The 18,821-nt window shown below is 64.8% G+C and carries 22 protein-coding genes and 1 pseudogene; 11 read left to right on the top strand and 12 right to left on the bottom strand.

Annotated features, from left to right (window positions below; translation table 11 throughout):
- Both QM707_RS06025 and speB read left to right on the top strand, forming a co-directional pair.
- Positions 1 to 1,509 carry a CoA-acylating methylmalonate-semialdehyde dehydrogenase gene (locus QM707_RS06025; RefSeq protein ID WP_415000957.1) on the top strand — a complete coding sequence of 503 codons (1,509 nt, stop codon included), beginning with the start codon at positions 1 to 3 and terminating at the stop codon, positions 1,507 to 1,509.
- A 69-nt stretch (positions 1,510 to 1,578) separates the two neighbouring features.
- Positions 1,579 to 2,553, top strand: a complete 975-nt coding sequence (gene speB, locus QM707_RS06030) for an agmatinase (protein ID WP_415000958.1) — start codon at positions 1,579 to 1,581, stop codon at positions 2,551 to 2,553.
- Positions 2,554 to 2,556: 3 nt separating this feature from the next.
- Here speB and msrB read toward each other — a convergent pair whose 3' ends face one another.
- The 5 genes and pseudogenes from msrB to QM707_RS06055 form a co-directional block, all read right to left on the bottom strand.
- Positions 2,557 to 3,027, bottom strand: a complete 471-nt coding sequence (gene msrB, locus QM707_RS06035) for a peptide-methionine (R)-S-oxide reductase MsrB (RefSeq protein WP_415000959.1) — start codon at positions 3,025 to 3,027, stop codon at positions 2,557 to 2,559.
- Positions 3,024 to 3,662 carry a peptide-methionine (S)-S-oxide reductase MsrA gene (gene msrA, locus QM707_RS06040; RefSeq protein ID WP_415000960.1) on the bottom strand — a complete coding sequence of 213 codons (639 nt, stop codon included), beginning with the start codon at positions 3,660 to 3,662 and terminating at the stop codon, positions 3,024 to 3,026. Before msrA ends, msrB begins: the two co-directional genes overlap by 4 nt.
- 87 nt (positions 3,663 to 3,749) lie before the next feature.
- Entirely contained in the window at positions 3,750 to 4,601 is an 852-nt protein-coding gene (locus QM707_RS06045) for a WS/DGAT domain-containing protein (RefSeq protein WP_415000961.1), read from the bottom strand.
- A 106-nt stretch (positions 4,602 to 4,707) separates the two neighbouring features.
- Positions 4,708 to 5,238: pseudogene (locus tag QM707_RS06050) on the bottom strand (wax ester/triacylglycerol synthase domain-containing protein); the annotation flags it as partial.
- Between the two features lie 41 nt (positions 5,239 to 5,279).
- Positions 5,280 to 6,710: a cryptochrome/photolyase family protein gene (locus QM707_RS06055; protein WP_415000962.1), complete on the bottom strand. Its 1,431-nt coding sequence runs from the start codon at positions 6,708 to 6,710 to the stop codon at positions 5,280 to 5,282.
- 121 nt (positions 6,711 to 6,831) lie between these two features.
- Between QM707_RS06055 and alr the strand changes: the two genes are divergently transcribed.
- Positions 6,832 to 7,965: an alanine racemase gene (gene alr / locus QM707_RS06060; protein WP_415000963.1), complete on the top strand. Its 1,134-nt coding sequence runs from the start codon at positions 6,832 to 6,834 to the stop codon at positions 7,963 to 7,965.
- A 13-nt stretch (positions 7,966 to 7,978) separates the two neighbouring features.
- Here alr and QM707_RS06065 read toward each other — a convergent pair whose 3' ends face one another.
- The 6 genes from QM707_RS06065 to QM707_RS06090 form a co-directional block, all read right to left on the bottom strand.
- A complete protein-coding gene (locus tag QM707_RS06065) occupies positions 7,979 to 9,424 on the bottom strand; it encodes a hypothetical protein (protein ID WP_415000964.1) in 1,446 nt (481 codons plus the stop codon).
- Between the two features lie 51 nt (positions 9,425 to 9,475).
- On the bottom strand, positions 9,476 to 10,864 hold the full coding sequence (locus tag QM707_RS06070) for a replicative DNA helicase (RefSeq protein ID WP_415001814.1): 1,389 nt from the start codon (positions 10,862 to 10,864) through the stop codon (positions 9,476 to 9,478).
- A gap of 203 nt (positions 10,865 to 11,067) precedes the next feature.
- A complete protein-coding gene (gene rplI, locus QM707_RS06075; RefSeq protein WP_415000965.1) occupies positions 11,068 to 11,517 on the bottom strand; it encodes a 50S ribosomal protein L9 in 450 nt (149 codons plus the stop codon).
- Positions 11,518 to 11,726: 209 nt separating this feature from the next.
- A complete protein-coding gene (gene rpsR, locus QM707_RS06080) occupies positions 11,727 to 11,957 on the bottom strand; it encodes a 30S ribosomal protein S18 (protein WP_415000966.1) in 231 nt (76 codons plus the stop codon).
- Positions 11,958 to 11,974: 17 nt separating this feature from the next.
- Complete coding sequence (gene rpsF / locus QM707_RS06085; RefSeq protein ID WP_415000967.1) at positions 11,975 to 12,364, bottom strand: 30S ribosomal protein S6; 390 nt, start codon at positions 12,362 to 12,364, stop codon at positions 11,975 to 11,977.
- Between the two features lie 191 nt (positions 12,365 to 12,555).
- Positions 12,556 to 12,894 carry a HesB/IscA family protein gene (locus QM707_RS06090; RefSeq protein WP_415000968.1) on the bottom strand — a complete coding sequence of 113 codons (339 nt, stop codon included), beginning with the start codon at positions 12,892 to 12,894 and terminating at the stop codon, positions 12,556 to 12,558.
- A gap of 121 nt (positions 12,895 to 13,015) precedes the next feature.
- Between QM707_RS06090 and asnS the strand changes: the two genes are divergently transcribed.
- The 7 genes from asnS to QM707_RS06125 are packed head-to-tail and all read left to right on the top strand — an operon-like array spanning position 13,016 to position 17,093.
- On the top strand, positions 13,016 to 14,413 hold the full coding sequence (gene asnS / locus QM707_RS06095; RefSeq protein WP_415000969.1) for an asparagine--tRNA ligase: 1,398 nt from the start codon (positions 13,016 to 13,018) through the stop codon (positions 14,411 to 14,413).
- A gap of 3 nt (positions 14,414 to 14,416) precedes the next feature.
- The gene (locus QM707_RS06100; protein WP_415000970.1) at positions 14,417 to 14,746 is read left to right on the top strand and encodes a hypothetical protein; all 330 of its coding nucleotides are present in this window, start codon (positions 14,417 to 14,419) and stop codon (positions 14,744 to 14,746) included.
- A complete protein-coding gene (locus QM707_RS06105) occupies positions 14,747 to 15,052 on the top strand; it encodes a hypothetical protein (protein ID WP_415000971.1) in 306 nt (101 codons plus the stop codon).
- A 2-nt stretch (positions 15,053 to 15,054) separates the two neighbouring features.
- Positions 15,055 to 15,381, top strand: a complete 327-nt coding sequence (locus tag QM707_RS06110) for a hypothetical protein (RefSeq protein ID WP_415000972.1) — start codon at positions 15,055 to 15,057, stop codon at positions 15,379 to 15,381.
- Positions 15,382 to 15,389: 8 nt separating this feature from the next.
- On the top strand, positions 15,390 to 16,025 hold the full coding sequence (locus tag QM707_RS06115) for an FMN-binding negative transcriptional regulator (protein ID WP_415000973.1): 636 nt from the start codon (positions 15,390 to 15,392) through the stop codon (positions 16,023 to 16,025).
- A complete protein-coding gene (locus QM707_RS06120) occupies positions 16,022 to 16,807 on the top strand; it encodes an SDR family oxidoreductase (protein WP_415000974.1) in 786 nt (261 codons plus the stop codon). The genes QM707_RS06115 and QM707_RS06120 overlap by 4 nt, the downstream gene beginning before the upstream one ends.
- 25 nt (positions 16,808 to 16,832) lie before the next feature.
- Positions 16,833 to 17,093 (top strand): PilZ domain-containing protein, encoded by a 261-nt coding sequence (locus QM707_RS06125; RefSeq protein ID WP_415000975.1) that lies wholly within the window; start codon positions 16,833 to 16,835, stop codon positions 17,091 to 17,093.
- Positions 17,094 to 17,106: 13 nt separating this feature from the next.
- Here QM707_RS06125 and QM707_RS06130 read toward each other — a convergent pair whose 3' ends face one another.
- On the bottom strand, positions 17,107 to 18,072 hold the full coding sequence (locus QM707_RS06130) for a LysR substrate-binding domain-containing protein (RefSeq protein WP_415000976.1): 966 nt from the start codon (positions 18,070 to 18,072) through the stop codon (positions 17,107 to 17,109).
- A 137-nt stretch (positions 18,073 to 18,209) separates the two neighbouring features.
- Between QM707_RS06130 and QM707_RS06135 the strand changes: the two genes are divergently transcribed.
- Positions 18,210 to 18,791 carry an FMN-dependent NADH-azoreductase gene (locus tag QM707_RS06135; protein WP_415000977.1) on the top strand — a complete coding sequence of 194 codons (582 nt, stop codon included), beginning with the start codon at positions 18,210 to 18,212 and terminating at the stop codon, positions 18,789 to 18,791.
- Positions 18,792 to 18,821: the final 30 nt, after the last annotated feature.

The raw sequence follows: 18,821 nt of genomic DNA on the forward strand, positions 1-18,821 counted from the left end.
ATGAGCCCCGCGCCCGCCCAACTCGCGCATTTCGTCCACGGACGGGAAGTTGCGGGCAGCAGCGGGCGCAACGGCGATGTCTTCGATCCGGCGACCGGCCGCGTCAGCGGCCGCGTTCCGCTGGCGTCGAAAGCCGAGGTCGAAGCGGCGATCGAATCCGCTGCCCGCGCTTTCCCGGCCTGGGCCGCCGTCACGCCGCTCAATCGCGCACGCGTGCTGTTCAAGTTCAAGGAACTGCTGGAACGGGATGCCGACGAGATCGCGGCCACCATCACCGCCGAACATGGCAAGGTGCTGTCGGATGCGCGCGGGGAGCTGACGCGTGGGATGGAAGTCGTCGAATTCGCCTGCGGGATTCCGCACCTGCTCAAAGGCGAGCATTCGATGAATGTCGGTGGCGGCGTCGATAGTTGGAGCGAGTACGCGCCGCTGGGCGTGGTCGCCGGCATCACCCCGTTCAATTTCCCCTGCATGGTGCCGATGTGGATGTTTCCCATCGCGATCGCCTGCGGCAATACCTTCATCCTGAAACCCTCCGAACGCGATCCGACGCCGCCGATGATCCTGGCGCGCCTGCTGAAAGAAGCCGGCCTGCCGGACGGCGTGTTCAACGTCGTGCATGGCGACAAGGAAGCGGTCGATACCTTGCTCGACGATCCGCGCGTGCAGGCCGTCAGCTTCGTCGGCTCGACGCCGATCGCCGAATACCTGTACGCCCGCGGCAGTGCGGCCGGCAAACGCGTGCAAGCCCTGGGCGGCGCCAAGAACCACATGGTGGTCATGCCCGATGCGGACATGGATCAGGCCGCGAACGCCCTGCTCGGCGCCGGTTACGGTTCGGCCGGCGAGCGCTGCATGGCGATCTCCGTGGCGGTTTGTGTCGGCGATGCGACCGCCGACGCGCTGATCGCCCGGCTCAAGCCGATGGTGCAGGCGCTGCGCGTCGGCCCGGGCTGCCAGGGCGACCCCGATATGGGTCCGCTGGTAACGGGCACGCATCGGGACAAAGTTCGCAGCTATGTCGATCTCGGCGTGGAAGAAGGCGCCGAGCTCGTCGTCGACGGTCGCGGCCTGAAGGTCGCGGGTCATGAAGATGGTTTCTATCTCGGTGGCTGTTTGTTCGATCGCGTCACGGCGGCCATGCGCATCTACCGCGAAGAGATCTTCGGACCAGTGCTCTGCGTCGTGCGCGCCCCGGATTTCGACGCGGCGCTGAAGCTCGTCAACGAACACGAATACGGCAACGGCACGGCGATCTTCACCCGCGACGGCGACAGCGCGCGCCAGTTCGCGCACCAGGTGCAGGTCGGCATGGTCGGCATCAATGTGCCGATTCCGGTACCGATGGCCTTCCACAGTTTCGGCGGTTGGAAACGCTCGCTGTTCGGCCCCTTGCATATGCATGGCCCCGACGGCGTGCGCTTCTACACACGAATGAAGACGGTGACCGCGCGATGGCCGACCGGCATCCGCACCGGCGCCGAGTTCAGCATGCCGACGATGAAGTAAATAGATACCGGTGAGTCTCGTCCCGGCCTGACAGGGAACGACGAGTGGAAGCCCGATGAGGTAGCCACGATGTCGCCCAGCGAAAAATCCCCCGCCACGCCTTCGCATGTCGATCTGGCGTTCACCCGCGAGTCGCCCTATGGCAGTCGCGCCGAACCGACCTACTCCGGCGCCCTGAGTTTCCTGCGCCGCCGCTACACGAAAGACCTCGACGGCGTGGATGTCGCCGTGATCGGCGTGCCTTTCGATACCGCGACGACGAACCGACCCGGCACGCGTTTCGGTCCGCGCGCCATCCGTGCCGCCTCCGCCTCGCTGGCCTGGTGCCAGCCCTATGCCTGGGATTTCGATCCGCTCGATCGCCTGCATGTGATCGATTGGGGCGATGTCTTCTTCGACCACGGCGAACCGGCCAAGGTGCCGGACGCGATCCGTGCGCAATACCGCGAATTCGTCGGGCGCGGCGTCGTGCCGCTGACATTGGGCGGCGATCACTACATCAGCTATCCGATACTGCAGGCCCTGCACGAAAGGCACGGCTCGCTGTCGTTGATCCATTTCGATGCGCATAGCGATACCTGGCGCGATGGCACCGGGCGTATCGACCATGGCACGATGTTCTTCCATGCCGCGCAGCAAGGCATCGTCGATGCGGCCCGTTCGATCCAGGTCGGCATGCGCACCTTCAATGCCGAAACGCACGGCTTCCAGGTGTTGGATGCGCGCTGGCTGCACCAGCAGGGCGTCGACGCCTGCATCGCCGCCATCCGCGAACGTGTCGGCTCGTCGGCCTGCTACGTCAGTTTCGACATCGATTTCCTCGACCCCGCCTGCGCCCCGGGCACGGGCACGCCCGTGGTCGGCGGCTTCAACACGCACGAGGCGCTAAGGCTGATCCGCGGATTGGCCGGACTGGACATCGTCGGCATGGACGTCGTCGAGGTCTCGCCGCCTTACGATTCGGCCGACATCACCGCGCTGGCCGGTGCCTCCATCGCCCAGGAACTGCTGGCGGCGCATGCCAGCCGTTTCCCGGATCGCTGAACCTTAGTCGGCGGTCTTCTGTTCCGGCAAGCGGCCGTCTTCGAAGAAATCCATCGCCGCCGAATTCAGGCAATAACGCAGGTGCGTCGGCGGGGGACCATCGGGAAAGACGTGGCCCAGATGACCGTCGCAGCGCGCGCAGCGGATCTCCACGCGCTTCATGCCGTAGCTGTTGTCCTCGATGTTGAGCACGTGGGCCGGATCGAACGGCGCATTGAAGCTGGGCCAGCCGGTGCCGGATTCGAACTTCACGTCGGAACGGAACAACGGCAGGCCACAGAGACGGCAGGCATAAACGCCCGCGTGCTTGTTGTTCAACAAGGTGCCGCAGAACGCACGCTCGGTGCCGTGCTCCAGCAGGACGCGGCGCTCTTCCGGGCTGAGTTTCGCCGCCGCGCGCTCGCGCGCCTCGCCGCGCAGGGGGCGCAGATCATAACCGGAGGCAGAGCGCGGAATGGTGACGCCATTGCTCATCGGGAACCTTCCTTCGCGAGTTTGTCACCGAAATAGCTTTCCAGCTTCTCGACCTTGGGCATCGAGACATAGCGGATGTACGACTGGCCTGGATTCAGCGCGGCATAGTTGTGGTGATAGGCCTCGGCGACGAAGAAGGCCTCCAGCGGTTCGATCGTCGTCGCGATCGGGCCGGCGAAGACGCCGCTGCGCTCGAGCTGCGCCTTGTAGTCGGCCGCCACCTGCGCCTGCGCGTCGTCGATCGGAAAGATCGCCGAGCGGTACTGCGTACCGACGTCGTTGCCCTGTCGGTCCTTCTGGGTCGGGTCGTGCGCCACGGCGAAGAAGACCTTCAGCAATTGGCCGTAGCTGGTGCGCGCCGGGTCGTAGACGATGCGGATGACCTCGGCATGACCCGTGGCCCCACTGCAGACGGCCTTGTAGTTGGCCGCGTCGGCCGCACCACCGGCATAACCGGGCTGCACTTCCTGCACGCCGTCGAGCCGGCGGAACACGGCCTCGGTGCACCAGAAGCAACCGCCGGCCAATACGGCTTCGCCGCGATCCAGACCGGGCGAGATGTCGTGCATGGGGTCCGGAACCTGGTTCGGCGAAACGCGCAGGCCGATACCGGGGATATCACAAGTGTTGTTCATGGCTACTCCTTTGGGGGCGATCCTCCCCAAAGAGAAGTCGACAGGGCCTCGGGATGCGCGCTGGCACCGGCATGCGACAGCCGGCGTTCAGGACTCCGGGCCATCCAGCATCAAGGCCTCGGCATCTTCGGCGGTGAATTCGCCTTCCCAACGCGCCATCAGCGCCAGGTACAGCATCTTCTCGAACTCGGGGCGGAAACGGCGAATGACCGAATCCGGGTCCGGCATCAACTTCGCATCCGCCATCAGGCCGAAATGCACTTCGCCGTTGTAGCTGATGATGGAGATGCCGATGCCGATGGAACCCGTCTGCGGCACCCAGAACATCAGGTCCTTGACCTTGCTGCCGCCGAGATACAGCGGCATCTGCGGGCCTGGCACGTTGGTGGCCACGGCCGAGGCCTTGCGGCTGAACATCTCCAGCGCCATGCCCTGCACCGCCGCCGGCGCCATGCCGACCGCCGCCAGCGCGCCGAAGGTCGCCACGGCCTGGCGCGACTTGCGCAACACGCGCATGCAGGCGGCGACGCGTTCGAGACGTCGCATCGGATTGTGCTCGCCGACCGGCAGGTCGAGGAAAACGAGACCGAAGTGGTTGCCCAGCTGCTTGGCGTGTTCCAGCGGGCGCAGATTCACCGGCACCGTGGCACGGATGGTCACGCCGTCGATCTGCTCGCCGCGCTCGAGCATGTAGCTGCGCAGCGCGCCACTGGCCGAAGCCAGCAGGATGTCGTTGACCGTGCAACGCAGGGCACGACTGACCGACTTCACTTCGCTCAAGTTCAGCGGCTCGGCCCAGGCAACACGCTTGCTGACGCCGAGCCGGCCCTTCAGCACCGTCGGCGGATCGTCCGACAGCGACAAGGCGTGGCCGACTTCGCGCGCGATCTCGACGCCCTCGTTCGCCATCAGCGCCGCCATGGTCGGATCGCGATACACGATCCATGCCGCGTTCGAGCATCTGGCTGCCCAGCTTCATGTAGCGGTCGATGCGACCGACGCGCTTGGCGACGGGCGCGTGCTCCTTCTTCAGCCAGGCCTTCTCCAGCCGCTCGGAAGGTTTCGGTTCCGAACTGGTGTCGGTCAGCGAGAGCAGCACCTGCACCAGGGCGATGCCATCGGCATAACAATGATGGATACGGGTGATCAGGGCGGAACCGCCGCCGTATTTCTCGACGAGATGGAACTGCCATAGCGGCTTGGTCTGATCCAGCGGTGTCGAGGCGAGCTGGCTGGTCAAGCGTTCGAGTTCCTTCTTGCCCGCGCGCCCGGGCAAGGCGGTCAACCGGATATGCCAGTCGATGTCGAAGTCGCGATCGGTTTCCCACCAGGCGCCGGCGGGGGTCTCCACCGCTTTCTGCCGGAAACGCGGATAGGCCAGGAAGCGCTGTTCGACCACCTTGCGCAGCGTCTGGATGTCCATCGGCGAGTCGAACATCATCACGCCGGTGATCATCATCAGATTGGTCGCGCGTTCCATGCGCAGCCAGGCGGTATCCACCCGCGACATCGGTTCGCGGCGCAGTTTCGGCGTGGCGGTTTCGCTCATGGCGGCATCCTTTCGGCGTTCGCCCATGGTGCATGGGCCGCCGGGGCATGGTCAACGCGGAAACCGCTCTAACGCGAGGTCGAATACGCCGCCAGCGCCTGCTCCCGGCTGGCTTTCAGATCGACCAGGGGCTGGGATGGATAGTCGGGTGCGAGTTCGGCCAGCGTCGCGGCCGGCAGCTCCCAGGGAGCGAATAGCGCCTTGTCCGGGAGGTTCGCGAGTTCGGGCACCCAGCGACGCACGTATTTGCCCGCCGAATCGAAGCGCTGTGCCTGCGTCACCGGGTTGAAGATGCGGAAATAGGGCGCGGCATCGGCGCCGGTACCTGCCGTCCATTGCCAGCCCTGCGTGTTGTTGGCCAGGTCGGCGTCCACCAGCGTGTCCCAGAACCAGCGCGCACCATGCGACCAGTGGTAGCGCAGGTTCTTGCAAAGGAAACTGGCGACGATCATGCGCACGCGATTATGCATCCATCCCGTGCGCCAGAGCTCGCGCATGCCGGCGTCGACGATCGGCACGCCGGTGCGCCCTTGCTGCCAGGCCGCCAGCGTTTCCGGATTCACCGGCGCCCAGCGGAAGTCGTCGAAGCGCGGATTGAGGTTGTTTTCGGACGTCTGCGGGAAGTGATAGAGCAGGTGATGGGAGAACTCGCGCCAACCCAGTTCGCGCAGGTAGTGCGCAACGTCCGGCTCGGTTCTGGCGGGCCAATGCTCGGACCTCAGGCGCGCAAGGATCTGGCGTGGCGAGATTTCCCCGAAGTGCAGGTGCGGCGAAAGCAGCGAGGTTCCGATGCGATCGGGGAAATCGCGCTGCTGGCCGTAGCCGTGGACGGCGCCATCGACGAATACGTCCAGTGCCTCCCGCGCCCCGCCCTCGCCCGGCTGCCATTTCTCCCAGAAGCCCTCGTCCCACGCCGGTTGCGGTGGAGCCGGTTGCAGATTCAAGTCGGCTAGCGCCTGCGATATCAGGCGCTCGGGCGGTGCGACCAGGCGTTCCGGCGGGCGATCCGGCGATGGGCTGCCGAGGCGCTGCGACAAGTTCTTCCAGAAAGGAGTGAAGACGCGGTAGGGACCGCCGGTACCGGTCGCCAGGGTCCAGGGTTCCGCCAACAGAGCGGCGTTGAAACTCTCGACCTGCAGTCCGCGCCGTTTCAACGCGTCCTTGACCCGCGTATCGCGTGCGATGCAGGCCGGTTCGTACAGCCGGTTCCAATAAACCGCTTCGGCCTGCGTTTGCTCGGCGAGCGTCTCCAACTCCTTCAGGCTATCGCCGCTGCGCAGGATCAATCGCGAACCGCGTTGGCGAAGGTCCTGGTCCAGCGCAAGCAGGGAACGATGCAGCCAGGCCGACGAGGCGGCGCCGGGCTGCCAGGGTTTTTCCTCGTTCAATGCATGGATATAGACCGGAACGATCGAATGTCCCGACTCCAACGCAGCCGTCAGGGCGGGATTGTCGGCCAGGCGCAGATCGCGGCGGAACCAGACGATGACGGAGGGCATGGCGGCTTCCAATGGAACCGCGCACAGTCTGCGGTGAAGCCTGTCCATCTCTCGTGAACGCGCGCGGCAGCGCGTACGCCGAGCAGTCGCCAGCGATGCCGCCCACCCCTACAATTGCGGCATGAGCGATCCGGTTAGCCAGCGCCCCACCCGCATCCGCGTCGACCTGGACGCCCTCTCGCACAACCTGCGCGCGATTCGCGCCCATGTCCGCGTGCCGGTCATGGCCATCATCAAAGCCAATGCTTACGGCCACGGCCTGTTGCCGGTGGCCTTGCACCTGCAGTCGCAGGGCGTGGAACAGCTCGGCGTGGCTTTCGTCGAAGAAGGCATCGCCCTGCGCCGCGCCGGCGTGACAGTGCCGATCCTGGTGCTCGGCGGGATCTTCGGGAAGCAGGTGGCGCAGTTCATCGCGCATGACCTGGAGGTGACGGTTTCTTCGCTGGACAAGCTGCGCCAGGTCGAAGCCGCCGCCGAGGCGATGGGACGCAAGGCCATCGTGCACCTGAAGATCGATACCGGCATGGAACGCATCGGCGTGCACAGCTATTCCTGCGGCGCCTTCATCGAAGCGGCCTGCGCCTCGCGCTGGTGCGAGATCAAGGGCATCTATTCGCATCTCGCCTGTGCCGACGATCCCGACTCGCCGATGACGGCGCAGCAGATCGAGCGATTCGCCGAAGCCTGCGCCCACATCCAACGCATCGGCGCGCCTATGCCGCTACGCCATATCGCCAATTCCGGCGGCGTGCTGCACAACCCCGATTCCTGGCTGGATATGGTACGCCCGGGCATTGTCTTGTACGGTGCCCTGCCCGACCCGGCGGCCCGTCGCACAATCGACCTGCGTCCGGCGCTCTCGCTGGTATCGCAGGTGGTTTACTTCAAGGTCGTGCAAGCCGGCCATCCGGTCAGCTACGGCGCGACCTGGGCGCCGAAACGCGACACGCGCGTGGTGACGATCCCGATCGGTTACGGCGACGGCCTTTCGCGTGCGCTGTCCTCGTGCGGCGCGGTGCTGATCCGCAGCGAGCGGCATCCCATCGTCGGACGCATCTGCATGGACCAGTTCATGGTCGACATCGGCGATGGTTCGGCCTACAACGAGGACGAGGTCGTGCTGATCGGTGGCCAGGGCGATGCCGCCATCCCGGTCGAGGAAGTGGCGCAACTGGCGGGTACGATTCCGTACGAAGTGCTGGTGAATCTCAACGAACGCATTCCGCGGGAATACATCGGCGGCTCCATCGGCTAAGCCGCTCGTCCGCTCAGCCGCCGGTCTCTGTCGAATCGGCTTGTACCAAGTCCCGATACTCGACGAAAGCTTCGACCAGCCTTCGTGCGCTCTTGCTCGCGTGCAGCACGCTTTCCGCGGTCAGGCCGTGGAACTCCGCAAGCACCTGCGATCGCAACGCCCGCTTCCGTTCTTCGCCCTTTAGATCGCCCTCGGTCAGAACCAGCATCAGCACGTAGGCGCTATCGGGAAAATCCTTCAAGGCACGACGCGCTTCCGCGGCGACAGATGCTTTTTCTTCGGCCGTGCCCGCGCCCAGGCCCGCCACGCGGCTCGCGGCGAAACGCGCATCGCGGTAGCGCTCCCAACCATAGCGATCGCTTTGCGCAAGACCGGCGCGATCTTCCGCGCGCAACTGCAGGGCTGCCAGCAGGCTGAGTGCCTCGACGTCGCCGGCCTCCGACTCGGCACGCGCCTTCAGACCGGCACCGTGCCGCTCAAGCAGTTCTTTCGCCGTGGCGAGTTGGAACTCCATGACGTCGGACAAAAGGACACGCGCCAGCGAATCGCTGGCAGGAAGCCGGCCTTCGCCCAGCACGAACCCGCAGCCATCCAGCGCCGACCTCAGGGCCTCGGCTTGGCTCGCCCGTTCACGCTTGCGTTGCGCCTCGTCCGGAAAATCGTAGGACTCGTTGCGTTCTCGATACAGCGCGCCACGACGAAGGTCGTCGTCTATCCAGGGTCGCAGGCAGGCAAGATCCTTGAGGGCCGGATCGGTCTTCGCCACCGGGTTGGACGCCTCGAGCATCACGGCGAAGACGCGTGCGCGCTGTCCGTCGTATCCCGGCAGCGCCGTCGCGAACTTCATGGCCTCGCTCGCGTCCGTCGACTTGCCGGCTCTGAGTGCGGCCATCGCGTCGGCGAAACTCGCGAGAGTGGGCCGCTCGCCCCATATCTCTTCCAGCAAGCCCTCGAATTTTCCGACCTTGCCGAACTTGGCCAATGCGAACATCGCAAACGCTTCGCGATCCTGCCCCAGGACGAGCAAACAATAGGCCGCGACCGCCGGGAAATAGCCTTGCAACTCCCCCGCCGCTTCGACTCGGCGCCAGGCCCTGACCGCTTCCGGACAATTCTCCTGGCGCGTGTAATGCAGCGCCAGCTCCAGCTGCACGGCGGCATTGTCGCCGCCCCATTCCAGGGCCTGCCGGTGCCAGGCGAACGATTCGGCGGGATGCATCACCCAAGTCATGTTGCCGAGTACGAAGGCCGCTTCGGCATCGCCCGTTTTCTCGATACTGCGCAGGCGCGCCAGGGCCTTTTGCGGATCGCCGGCGAGATAGTCGTCGTTGGCCCCTTCCGAGGCTTCCTGTGCAGCGGCCGACAGTGTCTGGACGCGGGAGATATCCAGTTCGCCAGCGAAGACCGCCGACGAACCCAACAGGGAAAACGCCAATCCCGCCGCTATCGATGCCCGCATTCGCCTTGCCCCGCCGTGGTGATGCACGAAGTCTAGCGCAAGCCGGGATGACTACTCGAAGCTGCCGACGGAGTCGCGCGCGAGGTTGTCGAAGCGGGTGTATTCGCCGAAGAACTTCAGCTTCACCATGCCGGTCGGGCCGTTACGCTGTTTGCCGATGATGACTTCGGCCAGGCCCTTGTCCGGCGATTCCTTGTTGTAGTACTCGTCGCGGTAGATGAAGACGATGATGTCGGCGTCCTGCTCGATGGCGCCCGACTCGCGCAGGTCGGCCATGACCGGGCGCTTGTCGGTGCGCGATTCGAGGCCGCGGTTGAGCTGGGACAGCGCGATCACCGGCACGTTGAGTTCCTTGGCCAGGGCTTTCAACGAACGCGAGATTTCGGAGATTTCCGTCGCGCGGTTCTCGCCCGTGCCCGGCACCTGCATGAGCTGCAGGTAGTCGATGACGATCAGGCCGAGATCGTGCTCGCGCTTGATGCGGCGCGCCTTCGAGCGCAGCACGTCCGGCGACAGCGCCGGCGTGTCGTCGATGAAGATCTTGACGTCGGACAACATGCGGATCGCCATGTTCACGCGCGACCAGTCCTCGTCCTCGAGCTGGCCGGTGCGCAGGCGCGTGGCATTCACGCGCCCGATGGAGGAGATCAGGCGGAAGGCCAACTGCGAAGCCGACATTTCCATCGAGTAGACGGCCACGGCTTTCTTGGTCTTGATGGCGCCGTATTCGGCTATGTTCAACGCCAGCGTCGTCTTGCCCATGGCCGGACGCGCGGCGAGGATGATCAGGTCGGAGTTCTGCAGGCCGGCCGTCATCTCGTCGAAATCGTGGAAGCCGGTGGGCAGGCCGGTAACGGCGCCCTGGTTCTCGTAACGTTCCTGCAGCAGCTGGAACGCATCCTTCATCGCTTCGCGCAGCGGCACGAAATCGGCGCGGCCGCGCCGGCCCTGCTCGGCGATCTTGAATACCTTCATCTCGGCCGCCGACAGGACTTCCTGCACTTCGCGGCCTTCCGGCTGGAAACCGTCGTTGACGATCTCGGTGCCGGCATCGATCAGCTGCCGCAGCACGGCCTTTTCGCGCACGATTTCGGCGTAGGCGCGGATATTGGCCGCGCTCGGCGTCGTGCTGGCCAATTCGATCAGATAGCCGGTGCCGCCGATCTGTTCGGACAGGCTGTTCGCTTCGAACCATTCGCCCAGCGTCACCGCATCGAACGGTCGGTTCTTTTCCGACAGCTCGCGGATGGCACGGTAGATCAGGCGATGGTCGCGGCGATAGAAATCGCCTTCGACCAGCAGGTCGCCGACGCGATCGAGCGAATCCGGTGCCAGCATCAGTCCGCCGAGCACGGCCTGCTCGGCTTCCACCGACTGCGGCGGTATGCGCAGGCTGTCTATCTTGCTGTCGTGGCGAAAGGATTCAGGCCGGGCGGACATGCGCTCGTTCTTGTCGGTGAGGTCGGGAAAGGGCATGGCCATCGTAACCTCCGGGCCGGCGACTTGCAGCAGAACAACCCTGTGCATAACCGGTGCGCATCTCACGGATCGAGACGACGCCCATTCCGCAGAAACAGAACGGCCGCCCCTGGGGCGGCCGTTCGGCGAATCGATGAACGCGGTTCAGCGCGTCGCGTAAAGACTTACGCTTCCGCCACCACGTGCACCTTGACCTTGGTTTCGATGTCGGCGTGCAGGTGCACGGTGACTTCGAACTCGCCGGTCTTGCGGATCGGGCCCTCGCCCATCACCACTTCCGACTTCTCCAGCTTGTGGCCGGCGGCGGTGAAGGCATCGGCGATGTCGCGCGTGCCGACCGAACCGAACAGCTTGCCTTCGGTGGAAGCATTGGCGTGGATCGTGACCTCGGCGCCTTCCAGCGCAGCCTTGCGAGCTTCGGCCGAAGCGAGAAGGGCGTTGGCCTTCGCTTCGTACTCGGCGCGCTTGGCTTCGAACGCGGCGATGTTCGCCTCGGTCGCCGGCACGGCCTTGCCGTAAGGGATCAGATAGTTGCGGCCATAACCCGGCTTGACGTTGACCTTGTCGCCCAGGCCGCCGAGGTTGGTGACTTTCTGCAGGAGGATCAGTTGCATGGTTTTGCTCCGTTTACGTTAGCGGCGCAGGATTCCGGCGCCGCAACTGTGGCTGTCCGTAAGGACGGTGATAAGAAGTAGTGAAGAAGATTGCAAAGCGCGCGATGGCGGGGCTAGGCGGGAGCCGGCGAGAAAACCGCAGTTGACTCATCGTCAATGAGGATTTTCGAGCCGGCACCCAACAACGCCCTGCCGAGCGGGCGAAGCAATTACACGTTGTGGTTGTCCGTGTACGGAATCAGCGCCAGGAAGCGCGCGCGCTTGATCGCGGCCTGCAGCTGGCGCTGGTACTTGGACTTGGTGCCGGTGATGCGGCTCGGCACGATCTTGCCGTTCTCGGTCAGATACTGGCGAAGCGTGTTCAGATCCTTGTAATCGATCTTGGTCACGCCTTCGGCGGTGAACTTGCAGAACTTGCGGCGGCGGAAGAACTTGGACATGGTCGGTCTCCTCGGGCTCAGTTGGCGTCGACGGCGTCGCCGCCGTCCATGGCGTCGTCATCGCGACGACGGCGTTCGCCCTTCTCGTCCTTCGACTTCAGGATGAGGCTCGGCTCGGTGATGGCTTCTTCCTCGGAGAGGACGATGTGGCGCAGCACGGCGTCGTTGAAACGGAAGCCGTCGACCAGTTCGTTCAGCGCCTTCTGGCCGCACTCGATGTTCATGAGCACGTAGTGGGCCTTGACGAGGTTCTCGATCGGGTACGCCAGCTGGCGGCGGCCCCAGTCTTCCAGACGGTGGATCTTGCCGTTGTCGCCTTCGATCAGCGCCTTGTAGCGCTCGATCATGGCCGGCACCTGCTCGCTCTGGTCCGGATGGACCATGAAAACGATCTCGTAGTGACGCATGGTGTGTTTCCTTGTGGATGCGGCCCTGCGGCCGGTCAGCCCCCGGCCGGATGCCGTGGAGCAAGGTCTCCCGTCAGCCAGTCGGCTTTCGGGAGCCGCGCATTATGCCAGAGGGCACGAAACCGGCGCAAGTTGCCGGATTTGAAGGAAATCCAGGCAGGACGGCCCGTTCCGGCGGGTCAAGGCCCGCCTCAGGCGGCTTCGTCGGTCGTGGTGAAGCTCTCGCCGCAGCCGCATTCGGCCGTAACGCGCGGGTTGCGGAAGACGAACTGCTGGTTCAGGCCATCGCGGACGAAATCGATGACGGTGCCATCGACCTGCTCGAGGCTGGCCTCGTCCACCCGCACGCTGACGCCGTCCTGCTCGAACACCTGCTCGCCCTCGCGGGCATCGGTGGCGATGTCGATCAGGTAGGCCCAGCCGGAGCAACCGCTCTTGCGCACGCCGAAACGCAGGCCGAGGCCGCCCGGCGTTTCCGCCAGGTACTGACGCACGCGATCGACGGCTGAGGGGGTGAGCGTAACGGCCATAGGTCTTGTTTCCACGGACAGTCGGATTATACGCCGGTCATCGTCGGCACTGCGGTGAACAGCGCCAACGGTTATCCTTGCAGTTCGACAAATGAGGCCCGCGGGCCGGAGATTCAAGCGTATGGCAGTGGTCAGCGTCCAGCAGGCGCTCGCGGGCGGCATCGCCCCGGGCAGTGAAGTCACCGTCCGCGGCTGGGTGCGTACCCGGCGCGATTCGGCCGGCCTGGCCTTCGTGAATGTCAGCGACGGTTCCTGCTTCGATCCGATCCAGGTGGTGGCGACCGAATCGCTCTCCAATTTCGAAAGCGAAGTGAAGAAACTCTCGGCCGGCTGCTCGGTGATCGCCACCGGCACGCTCGCCGCGTCGCAGGGCAAGGGACAGAAGTTCGAGATCCAGGCCACGTCCATCGAGGTGGTCGGCTGGGTCGAGGACCCGCTCACCTATCCGATGCAGCCCAAGCAGCATTCGCTGGAATACCTGCGCGATTTCGCCCACCTGCGTCCGCGCACGAACCTGTTCGGCGCCGTCACGCGCATCCGTCATTGCCTGGCGCAGGCGATCCACCGCTTTTTCCACGAGCAGGGTTTCTACTGGGTCAACACGCCGATCATCTCGACCTCGGACGCCGAAGGCGCCGGCCAGATGTTTCGCATCTCGACGCTGGACATGATGAACCTGCCGCGCGACGCCAGCGGCCAGGTCGATTTCTCCAAGGATTTCTTCGGCAAGGAAGCGTTCCTGACGGTGTCGGGCCAGCTCAACGTCGAAGCGTTCTGTCTCGCTCTGTCGAAGGTCTATACCTTCGGCCCCACCTTCCGCGCCGAAAACTCCAACACCACGCGCCACCTGGCCGAGTTCTGGATGATCGAACCGGAAATCGCCTTCGCCGACCTCAACGACGACGCGAACCTGGCCGAAGCCTTCCTGAAGTACGTGTTCCGCGCCGTGTTGAACGAGCGCATGGACGACCTCGCCTTCCTCGCCGAGCGCGTCGACAAGACCGCGATCAGCAAGCTGGAAGCCTTCAACGCCGCGCCGTTCGAGCGCATCGATTACACCGACGCGGTGTCGTTGCTGCAGAAGTCCGGCCAGAAGTTCGATTTCCCGGTCGAATGGGGCCTGGACCTGCAGACCGAACACGAGCGCTGGTTGACCGAGGTGCACGTCGGCCGTCCGGTCGTGGTGATGAATTACCCGGAGCAGATCAAGTCCTTCTACATGCGTTTGAACGACGACGGCCGCACCGTCGCGGCGATGGACGTGCTCGCGCCCGGCATCGGCGAAATCATCGGCGGCTCGCAGCGCGAAGAACGGCTGGACGTACTCGACGCGCGCATCGCCCAATTCGGCCTCGATCCCTCGCATTACGACTGGTACCGCGATTTCCGTCGCTACGGCACCGTTCCGCATGCGGGTTTCGGCCTCGGCTTCGAACGCCTGGTGGTGTACGTCTGCGGCCTGTCGAATATCCGCGACGCCATCCCCTACCCGCGCGCGCCGGGTCTGGCCACGTTCTGAAAAATGGTGCCGTGGGATGCTCTGTTCTGGATCGTCACGCCCCTCGTCGTCGCGTGGTTTCTCAGGGACACGCGTGAACTTTGTCAGGAGGCCGCAGCGCTGTTCTTGTCGGCGCTCCGCGGTGAGAGTCCGGAGGAATACCGCGCGTTGCGCGGCGATGGCTTCACGAAGGCCCGAGTGCTGAGCCATGTCTTCCTGTTTCGCGAGCGCGTTATCAACGACAATCACGTGAACAAGATGGCTTGGTATTTGCGGTTCCAGGCCATGGCTCGTATTGGCGTACCGGCGCTACTTGTCTGGTTGATGTGGAGCGGGACGTATGGAAGAAACTGAATGAACTCCGTCATAGGCTCGATTTGGTTATTCCTGTTCCTCGGCCTGGCCGGCTCGGCCGGACCAGCGCATTTCGGCATGCGCGTGCTGGCGCATCGGCAACAGTTGGATCGGCAGCTGCCTTTCGCCTCGGGAACGGACGAGGGCGGTCTGGCCTATAGCTGGTGGCTGATGCGTTTCGGACAGGCATCGCTGGGCGACAGTGCCCTGCGCCAGTTCGGCGCGATCGCGGGCATCATGGGCTGGATCACCCTGATCGGGCTGCTGGGCAGCGGGATCTGTATTGCCCTGACTATGGGACGTTGACGATGGAAGAGAATCACGAAAGTTTCGATTTCGAGCATGAGCAGTGGTGGTTGGCCGCACCGGAGCATCTGATGGTCTGGGCGCGCCTGCGCGTACTGGCCAGCGGCGTGGCCCAGGTTTTCGACAGCCAGGGCGATACGCTGACTTACGAGAGCGAAGAGATCGCCCGCGGCGCGTTGATGGACGCGGACTTCCGTGCGCTCGACGGCATGGACGACGACGACGCGGCCGAACTGGGCATGCTGCTGGAGGAACTGCAGCCGCCGCAGGGCGAAGACGACGAAGAATTGCTGCCGCAAATGGTCCGCGTGCTCGGGCCGCGGCACTAGGCCGTCCCATGTATACGCCGCGGCATTTCACCGGAGACGATCTGAAGGAACTGGACCGGTTGGCCCGGGAGCACCCGTTCGCGACCGTCATCACCGTGGCGGGCGGCGCGCCCTTCGTTTCCCAACTGCCCTTGCTGTATCAGCGGCGCGAAAACGAAGTACTCATCCGAGGACATTGGTCGCGCGCCAATCCGCAATGGCGGCACGATCCGCGCGCGACCGTGCTGTTGCAGGGCCCGCAGGCCTATGTTTCTCCGTCCTGGTATCCGGACAAGGAAAGCGCGGCGCGCGTTCCGACCTGGAACTACGTCGTCGCCGAACTCGTCGGCAGCCTGGAAATCGTCGAGGACGAGGCCGGGCTCGCATCCATCGTTTCCGATCTCAGCGACCGTTTCGAAGCCGAGGCCGGCAGCGACTGGCGTTTCGAGTTCGAGCGCGAGGACCAGCGCCGACAGTTGCGTGGCATCGTAGGTTTCCTGTTCCGCCCCGAACGAATAGACCTCAAGCTGAAGCTGAGCCAGAACCATCCTCTCGCCAACCGCATCGCCGTGTCCGATGCATTGGCCAGCGGCGATCACAACCAGCGAGCGATCGCCGAGCGCATGCGCGAAGGGCTTGCCCGCACCCCCGAGGACGAGGCATGAAAACCGACCTGCAAGGCAAACATGCCCTGGTCTGCGGCGGCTCCGAAGGCATCGGCCGGGCTGCGGCCATCGCCCTGGCGGCGCGCGGCGCGACCATCACCCTGTTGGCGCGCCGGGCCGACCGGCTGGATGCGGTACGCGCCACCTTGCCTACGCCATTGCAGCAAACGCATGGAACGCTGTCGGCCGACGTCTCCGACCGGGACTCGCTGCGGGCGAAGATCGGCGCGCTCTGCGCCGCGCTATCGGTGGACATCCTCGTCAACAACACGGCCGGCCCGCCGGGCGGTCCAGCGCATGCCGCCGCGCCGGAGCAGTACCTGCAGGTGTTCCAGCAGCATCTGCTCGCCAACCAGACCTTGCTGCAATCGGTGCTGCCTGGCATGCAAGCCGCGCGTTGGGGACGCATCGTCAACGTGATCTCGACGTCGGTGAAGGAACCCATCGCCAACCTCGGCGTGTCGAACACGATCCGCGGCGCCGTCGCCAGCTGGGCGAAGACCCTAGCCACCGAGCTGGCCCCCTTCGGCATCACGGTCAACAACGTGCTGCCCGGCTACACGCAGACCCAACGCCTGCAGCAGATCCTGGCCGAGCGCGCCGCCGCCAGCGGCAAGCCGGCGGCGGAAATCGCCCAGGGCATGCTGGCCACGGTGCCGGCCGGTCGCTTCGCGGAACCGGAAGAGATCGCCGCCGCGATCGTTTTCCTGTGTTCGCCCGAGGCCGGATACGTGAACGGCATCAATCTTCCGGTAGACGGCGGCCGCACGAAATCGCTTTAGCCGCACGCCGTTGTAGGATCGCCGCATGTCATTGTTCGAAAGACGCAAACACCCCCGCACCTCGCAACATGGCTTCGTGCTCGTGGTGCGCGGACAACTCGCCTTCCAGGCGCAGACGGTCGATTTCTCCAAGGGCGGCGCCTGCATCAAGCGGCCGCGCAACTGGAGCTTCCATATCGGCGACGAAGTGCTGGTCTATCCGCTCGGTGATCCCGGTCAGGTGATGTGCTTCAAGGCGCAGGTGCGCTGGTTCCAGGATGACGAAATCGGCCTGACCTACCAGTAGCGCCCCTGGCGCGTCAGCCCTTTTTCCGCGCGTTCTCTTTCATCTTGGCGGCGATGTCGCGGCATTGCAGGCGGCTGCCTTCGATGGCGCCCGGCAGGGTTTCCGCCAGGTAATCGATGAACACGCGCACCGCCGGCAACAGGCCGCGGCGCGACGCGAACACGGCATGGCAGATGCCCATCGGCAGATGCCAGTCCGGCACGACCACTTCCAGCTCCCCGCGATGCACGGCCTCGGCGCAGGCGGTCTCCGGCAACATCGTGATGCCCATGCCATCGCGCGCGGCGCCGAGCAGCAACGGGAAATCGTGCGCCATCAGGATGGGCTTGAGTTCGACACGCCAGACCTCGCCGTTCGGCCCGTGCAGCATCCAGCGTTGCTTCGACTCGTCCTCGACCATCGACAGCGTCGTGTGGTGGTCCAGATCGGCCGGCACTTTCGGGCGGCCGACGCGGTCGAGGTAGCGCGGGCTGGCGACCAGCAATTCGCGTATTTCGCCGAAGCGCCGCAGCACCAGATCGCCGTCGTCGGTGAGCTGGCTGCGCACGCGCAACGCGACATCGACACCGTCGTTGATGACATCCACTCGACGATTGCTGACCTGTACCTGCACGCGGACCAGCGGGAATCGGCGCAGGAATTCCGGCAACAGGCCGGCCACGCATTCCTGCAGCAGCGCCGGCGGGCAACTGATCTTGATCAGCCCGCGAGGTTCGGAACTCAACCTGTCAACGACCTCGCGCGCGGCCTGCGCCTCCGCCAGCATCGACTGCGCATGCCGATACACGCTCTGGCCGACATCGGTGACGGCGAACTTGCGCGTCGAACGCTGCAGCAGGCGCACCCCGAGGTCCTCTTCGAGCTGGGCGATGCGTCGGCTGAGGCGCGACTTCGGGATGCCGAGGGCACGTTCGGCGGCCGCGTAGCCCCCATGTTCGACGACGTGGGCGAAGAACTGAAGGTCGTTGAGGTCTTGCACGGAGGGTTCCTCTTTCGGCTAACTGTTCCAATAATGGAACAATGATTTATATTTTTACCAGTTTATTCCGAAAACGACAACAATTATCTTGCTCCCAACGACGGCGAACCCGCCGCCCCAACCCAAGGGAGCACGCCATGAAACTTCTTCATCTCGATTCCAGCATTCTCGGCCAACAGTCCGCCAGTCGCGAACTCGGCGCCGCCATCGTCGCACGCTGGCAGGCGGAGGTGCCCGGCCTGGAAATCGCCTACCGCGACCTGGCTTCGGATCCGATCCCGCACCTGGACGCCAGCGACCTCGCCAAGTCCGATCCGACGGCCGCCGCGCGCGCAGAACGCGTACTGAGGGATTTCCTCGAGGCCGACGTCGTCGTCATCGGTGCGCCGATGTACAACTTCTCGATCCCCTCGTCGCTGAAAGCCTGGATCGACCGCGTCGCCGTCGCCGGTCGCACCTTCCGCTACACGGCCGAGGGTCCGGAAGGCCTGGCCGGCGGCAAGAAGATCATCGTCGCCAGCACCCGCGGCGGCTTCCACGATGCGGCCAGCGGCCGCGACTTCGTCGAGCCCTACCTGCGCTTCGTCTTCGGTTTCCTCGGCGTGACCGATATCGAATTCGTCACTGCGAGCGGCCTCAGCATCTCGGCCGAGCAGCGCAGCGAGAGCATGCAGACCGCGCACGCCGCGATTCCCGCGCCGCTGGCGCTGGCCGCGTAATGCAATGACAACCGATCTCTCCCCTTCAAC

Source organism: Arenimonas sp., from assembly GCF_047602345.1.
In the GTDB taxonomy this organism is placed as follows: domain Bacteria; phylum Pseudomonadota; class Gammaproteobacteria; order Xanthomonadales; family Xanthomonadaceae; genus Arenimonas.

Coding starts and splice junctions, on each gene's coding strand:
- msrB (WP_415000959.1), bottom strand. CDS start 3,027: ATGAGCAATGGCGTCACCATTCCGCGCTCTGCCTCCGGTTATGATCTG.
- QM707_RS06120 (WP_415000974.1), top strand. CDS start 16,022: ATGAAAACCGACCTGCAAGGCAAACATGCCCTGGTCTGCGGCGGCTCC.
- rpsF (WP_415000967.1), bottom strand. CDS start 12,364: ATGCGTCACTACGAGATCGTTTTCATGGTCCATCCGGACCAGAGCGAG.
- QM707_RS06110 (WP_415000972.1), top strand. CDS start 15,055: ATGGAAGAGAATCACGAAAGTTTCGATTTCGAGCATGAGCAGTGGTGG.
- asnS (WP_415000969.1), top strand. CDS start 13,016: ATGGCAGTGGTCAGCGTCCAGCAGGCGCTCGCGGGCGGCATCGCCCCG.
- msrA (WP_415000960.1), bottom strand. CDS start 3,662: ATGAACAACACTTGTGATATCCCCGGTATCGGCCTGCGCGTTTCGCCG.
- speB (WP_415000958.1), top strand. CDS start 1,579: ATGTCGCCCAGCGAAAAATCCCCCGCCACGCCTTCGCATGTCGATCTG.
- alr (WP_415000963.1), top strand. CDS start 6,832: ATGAGCGATCCGGTTAGCCAGCGCCCCACCCGCATCCGCGTCGACCTG.
- QM707_RS06025 (WP_415000957.1), top strand. CDS start 1: ATGAGCCCCGCGCCCGCCCAACTCGCGCATTTCGTCCACGGACGGGAA.
- QM707_RS06055 (WP_415000962.1), bottom strand. CDS start 6,710: ATGCCCTCCGTCATCGTCTGGTTCCGCCGCGATCTGCGCCTGGCCGAC.
- QM707_RS06135 (WP_415000977.1), top strand. CDS start 18,210: ATGAAACTTCTTCATCTCGATTCCAGCATTCTCGGCCAACAGTCCGCC.
- rplI (WP_415000965.1), bottom strand. CDS start 11,517: ATGCAACTGATCCTCCTGCAGAAAGTCACCAACCTCGGCGGCCTGGGC.
- QM707_RS06065 (WP_415000964.1), bottom strand. CDS start 9,424: ATGCGGGCATCGATAGCGGCGGGATTGGCGTTTTCCCTGTTGGGTTCG.
- QM707_RS06115 (WP_415000973.1), top strand. CDS start 15,390: ATGTATACGCCGCGGCATTTCACCGGAGACGATCTGAAGGAACTGGAC.
- QM707_RS06090 (WP_415000968.1), bottom strand. CDS start 12,894: ATGGCCGTTACGCTCACCCCCTCAGCCGTCGATCGCGTGCGTCAGTAC.
- QM707_RS06070 (WP_415001814.1), bottom strand. CDS start 10,864: ATGTCCGCCCGGCCTGAATCCTTTCGCCACGACAGCAAGATAGACAGC.
- rpsR (WP_415000966.1), bottom strand. CDS start 11,957: ATGTCCAAGTTCTTCCGCCGCCGCAAGTTCTGCAAGTTCACCGCCGAA.
- QM707_RS06100 (WP_415000970.1), top strand. CDS start 14,417: ATGGTGCCGTGGGATGCTCTGTTCTGGATCGTCACGCCCCTCGTCGTC.
- QM707_RS06125 (WP_415000975.1), top strand. CDS start 16,833: ATGTCATTGTTCGAAAGACGCAAACACCCCCGCACCTCGCAACATGGC.
- QM707_RS06105 (WP_415000971.1), top strand. CDS start 14,747: ATGAACTCCGTCATAGGCTCGATTTGGTTATTCCTGTTCCTCGGCCTG.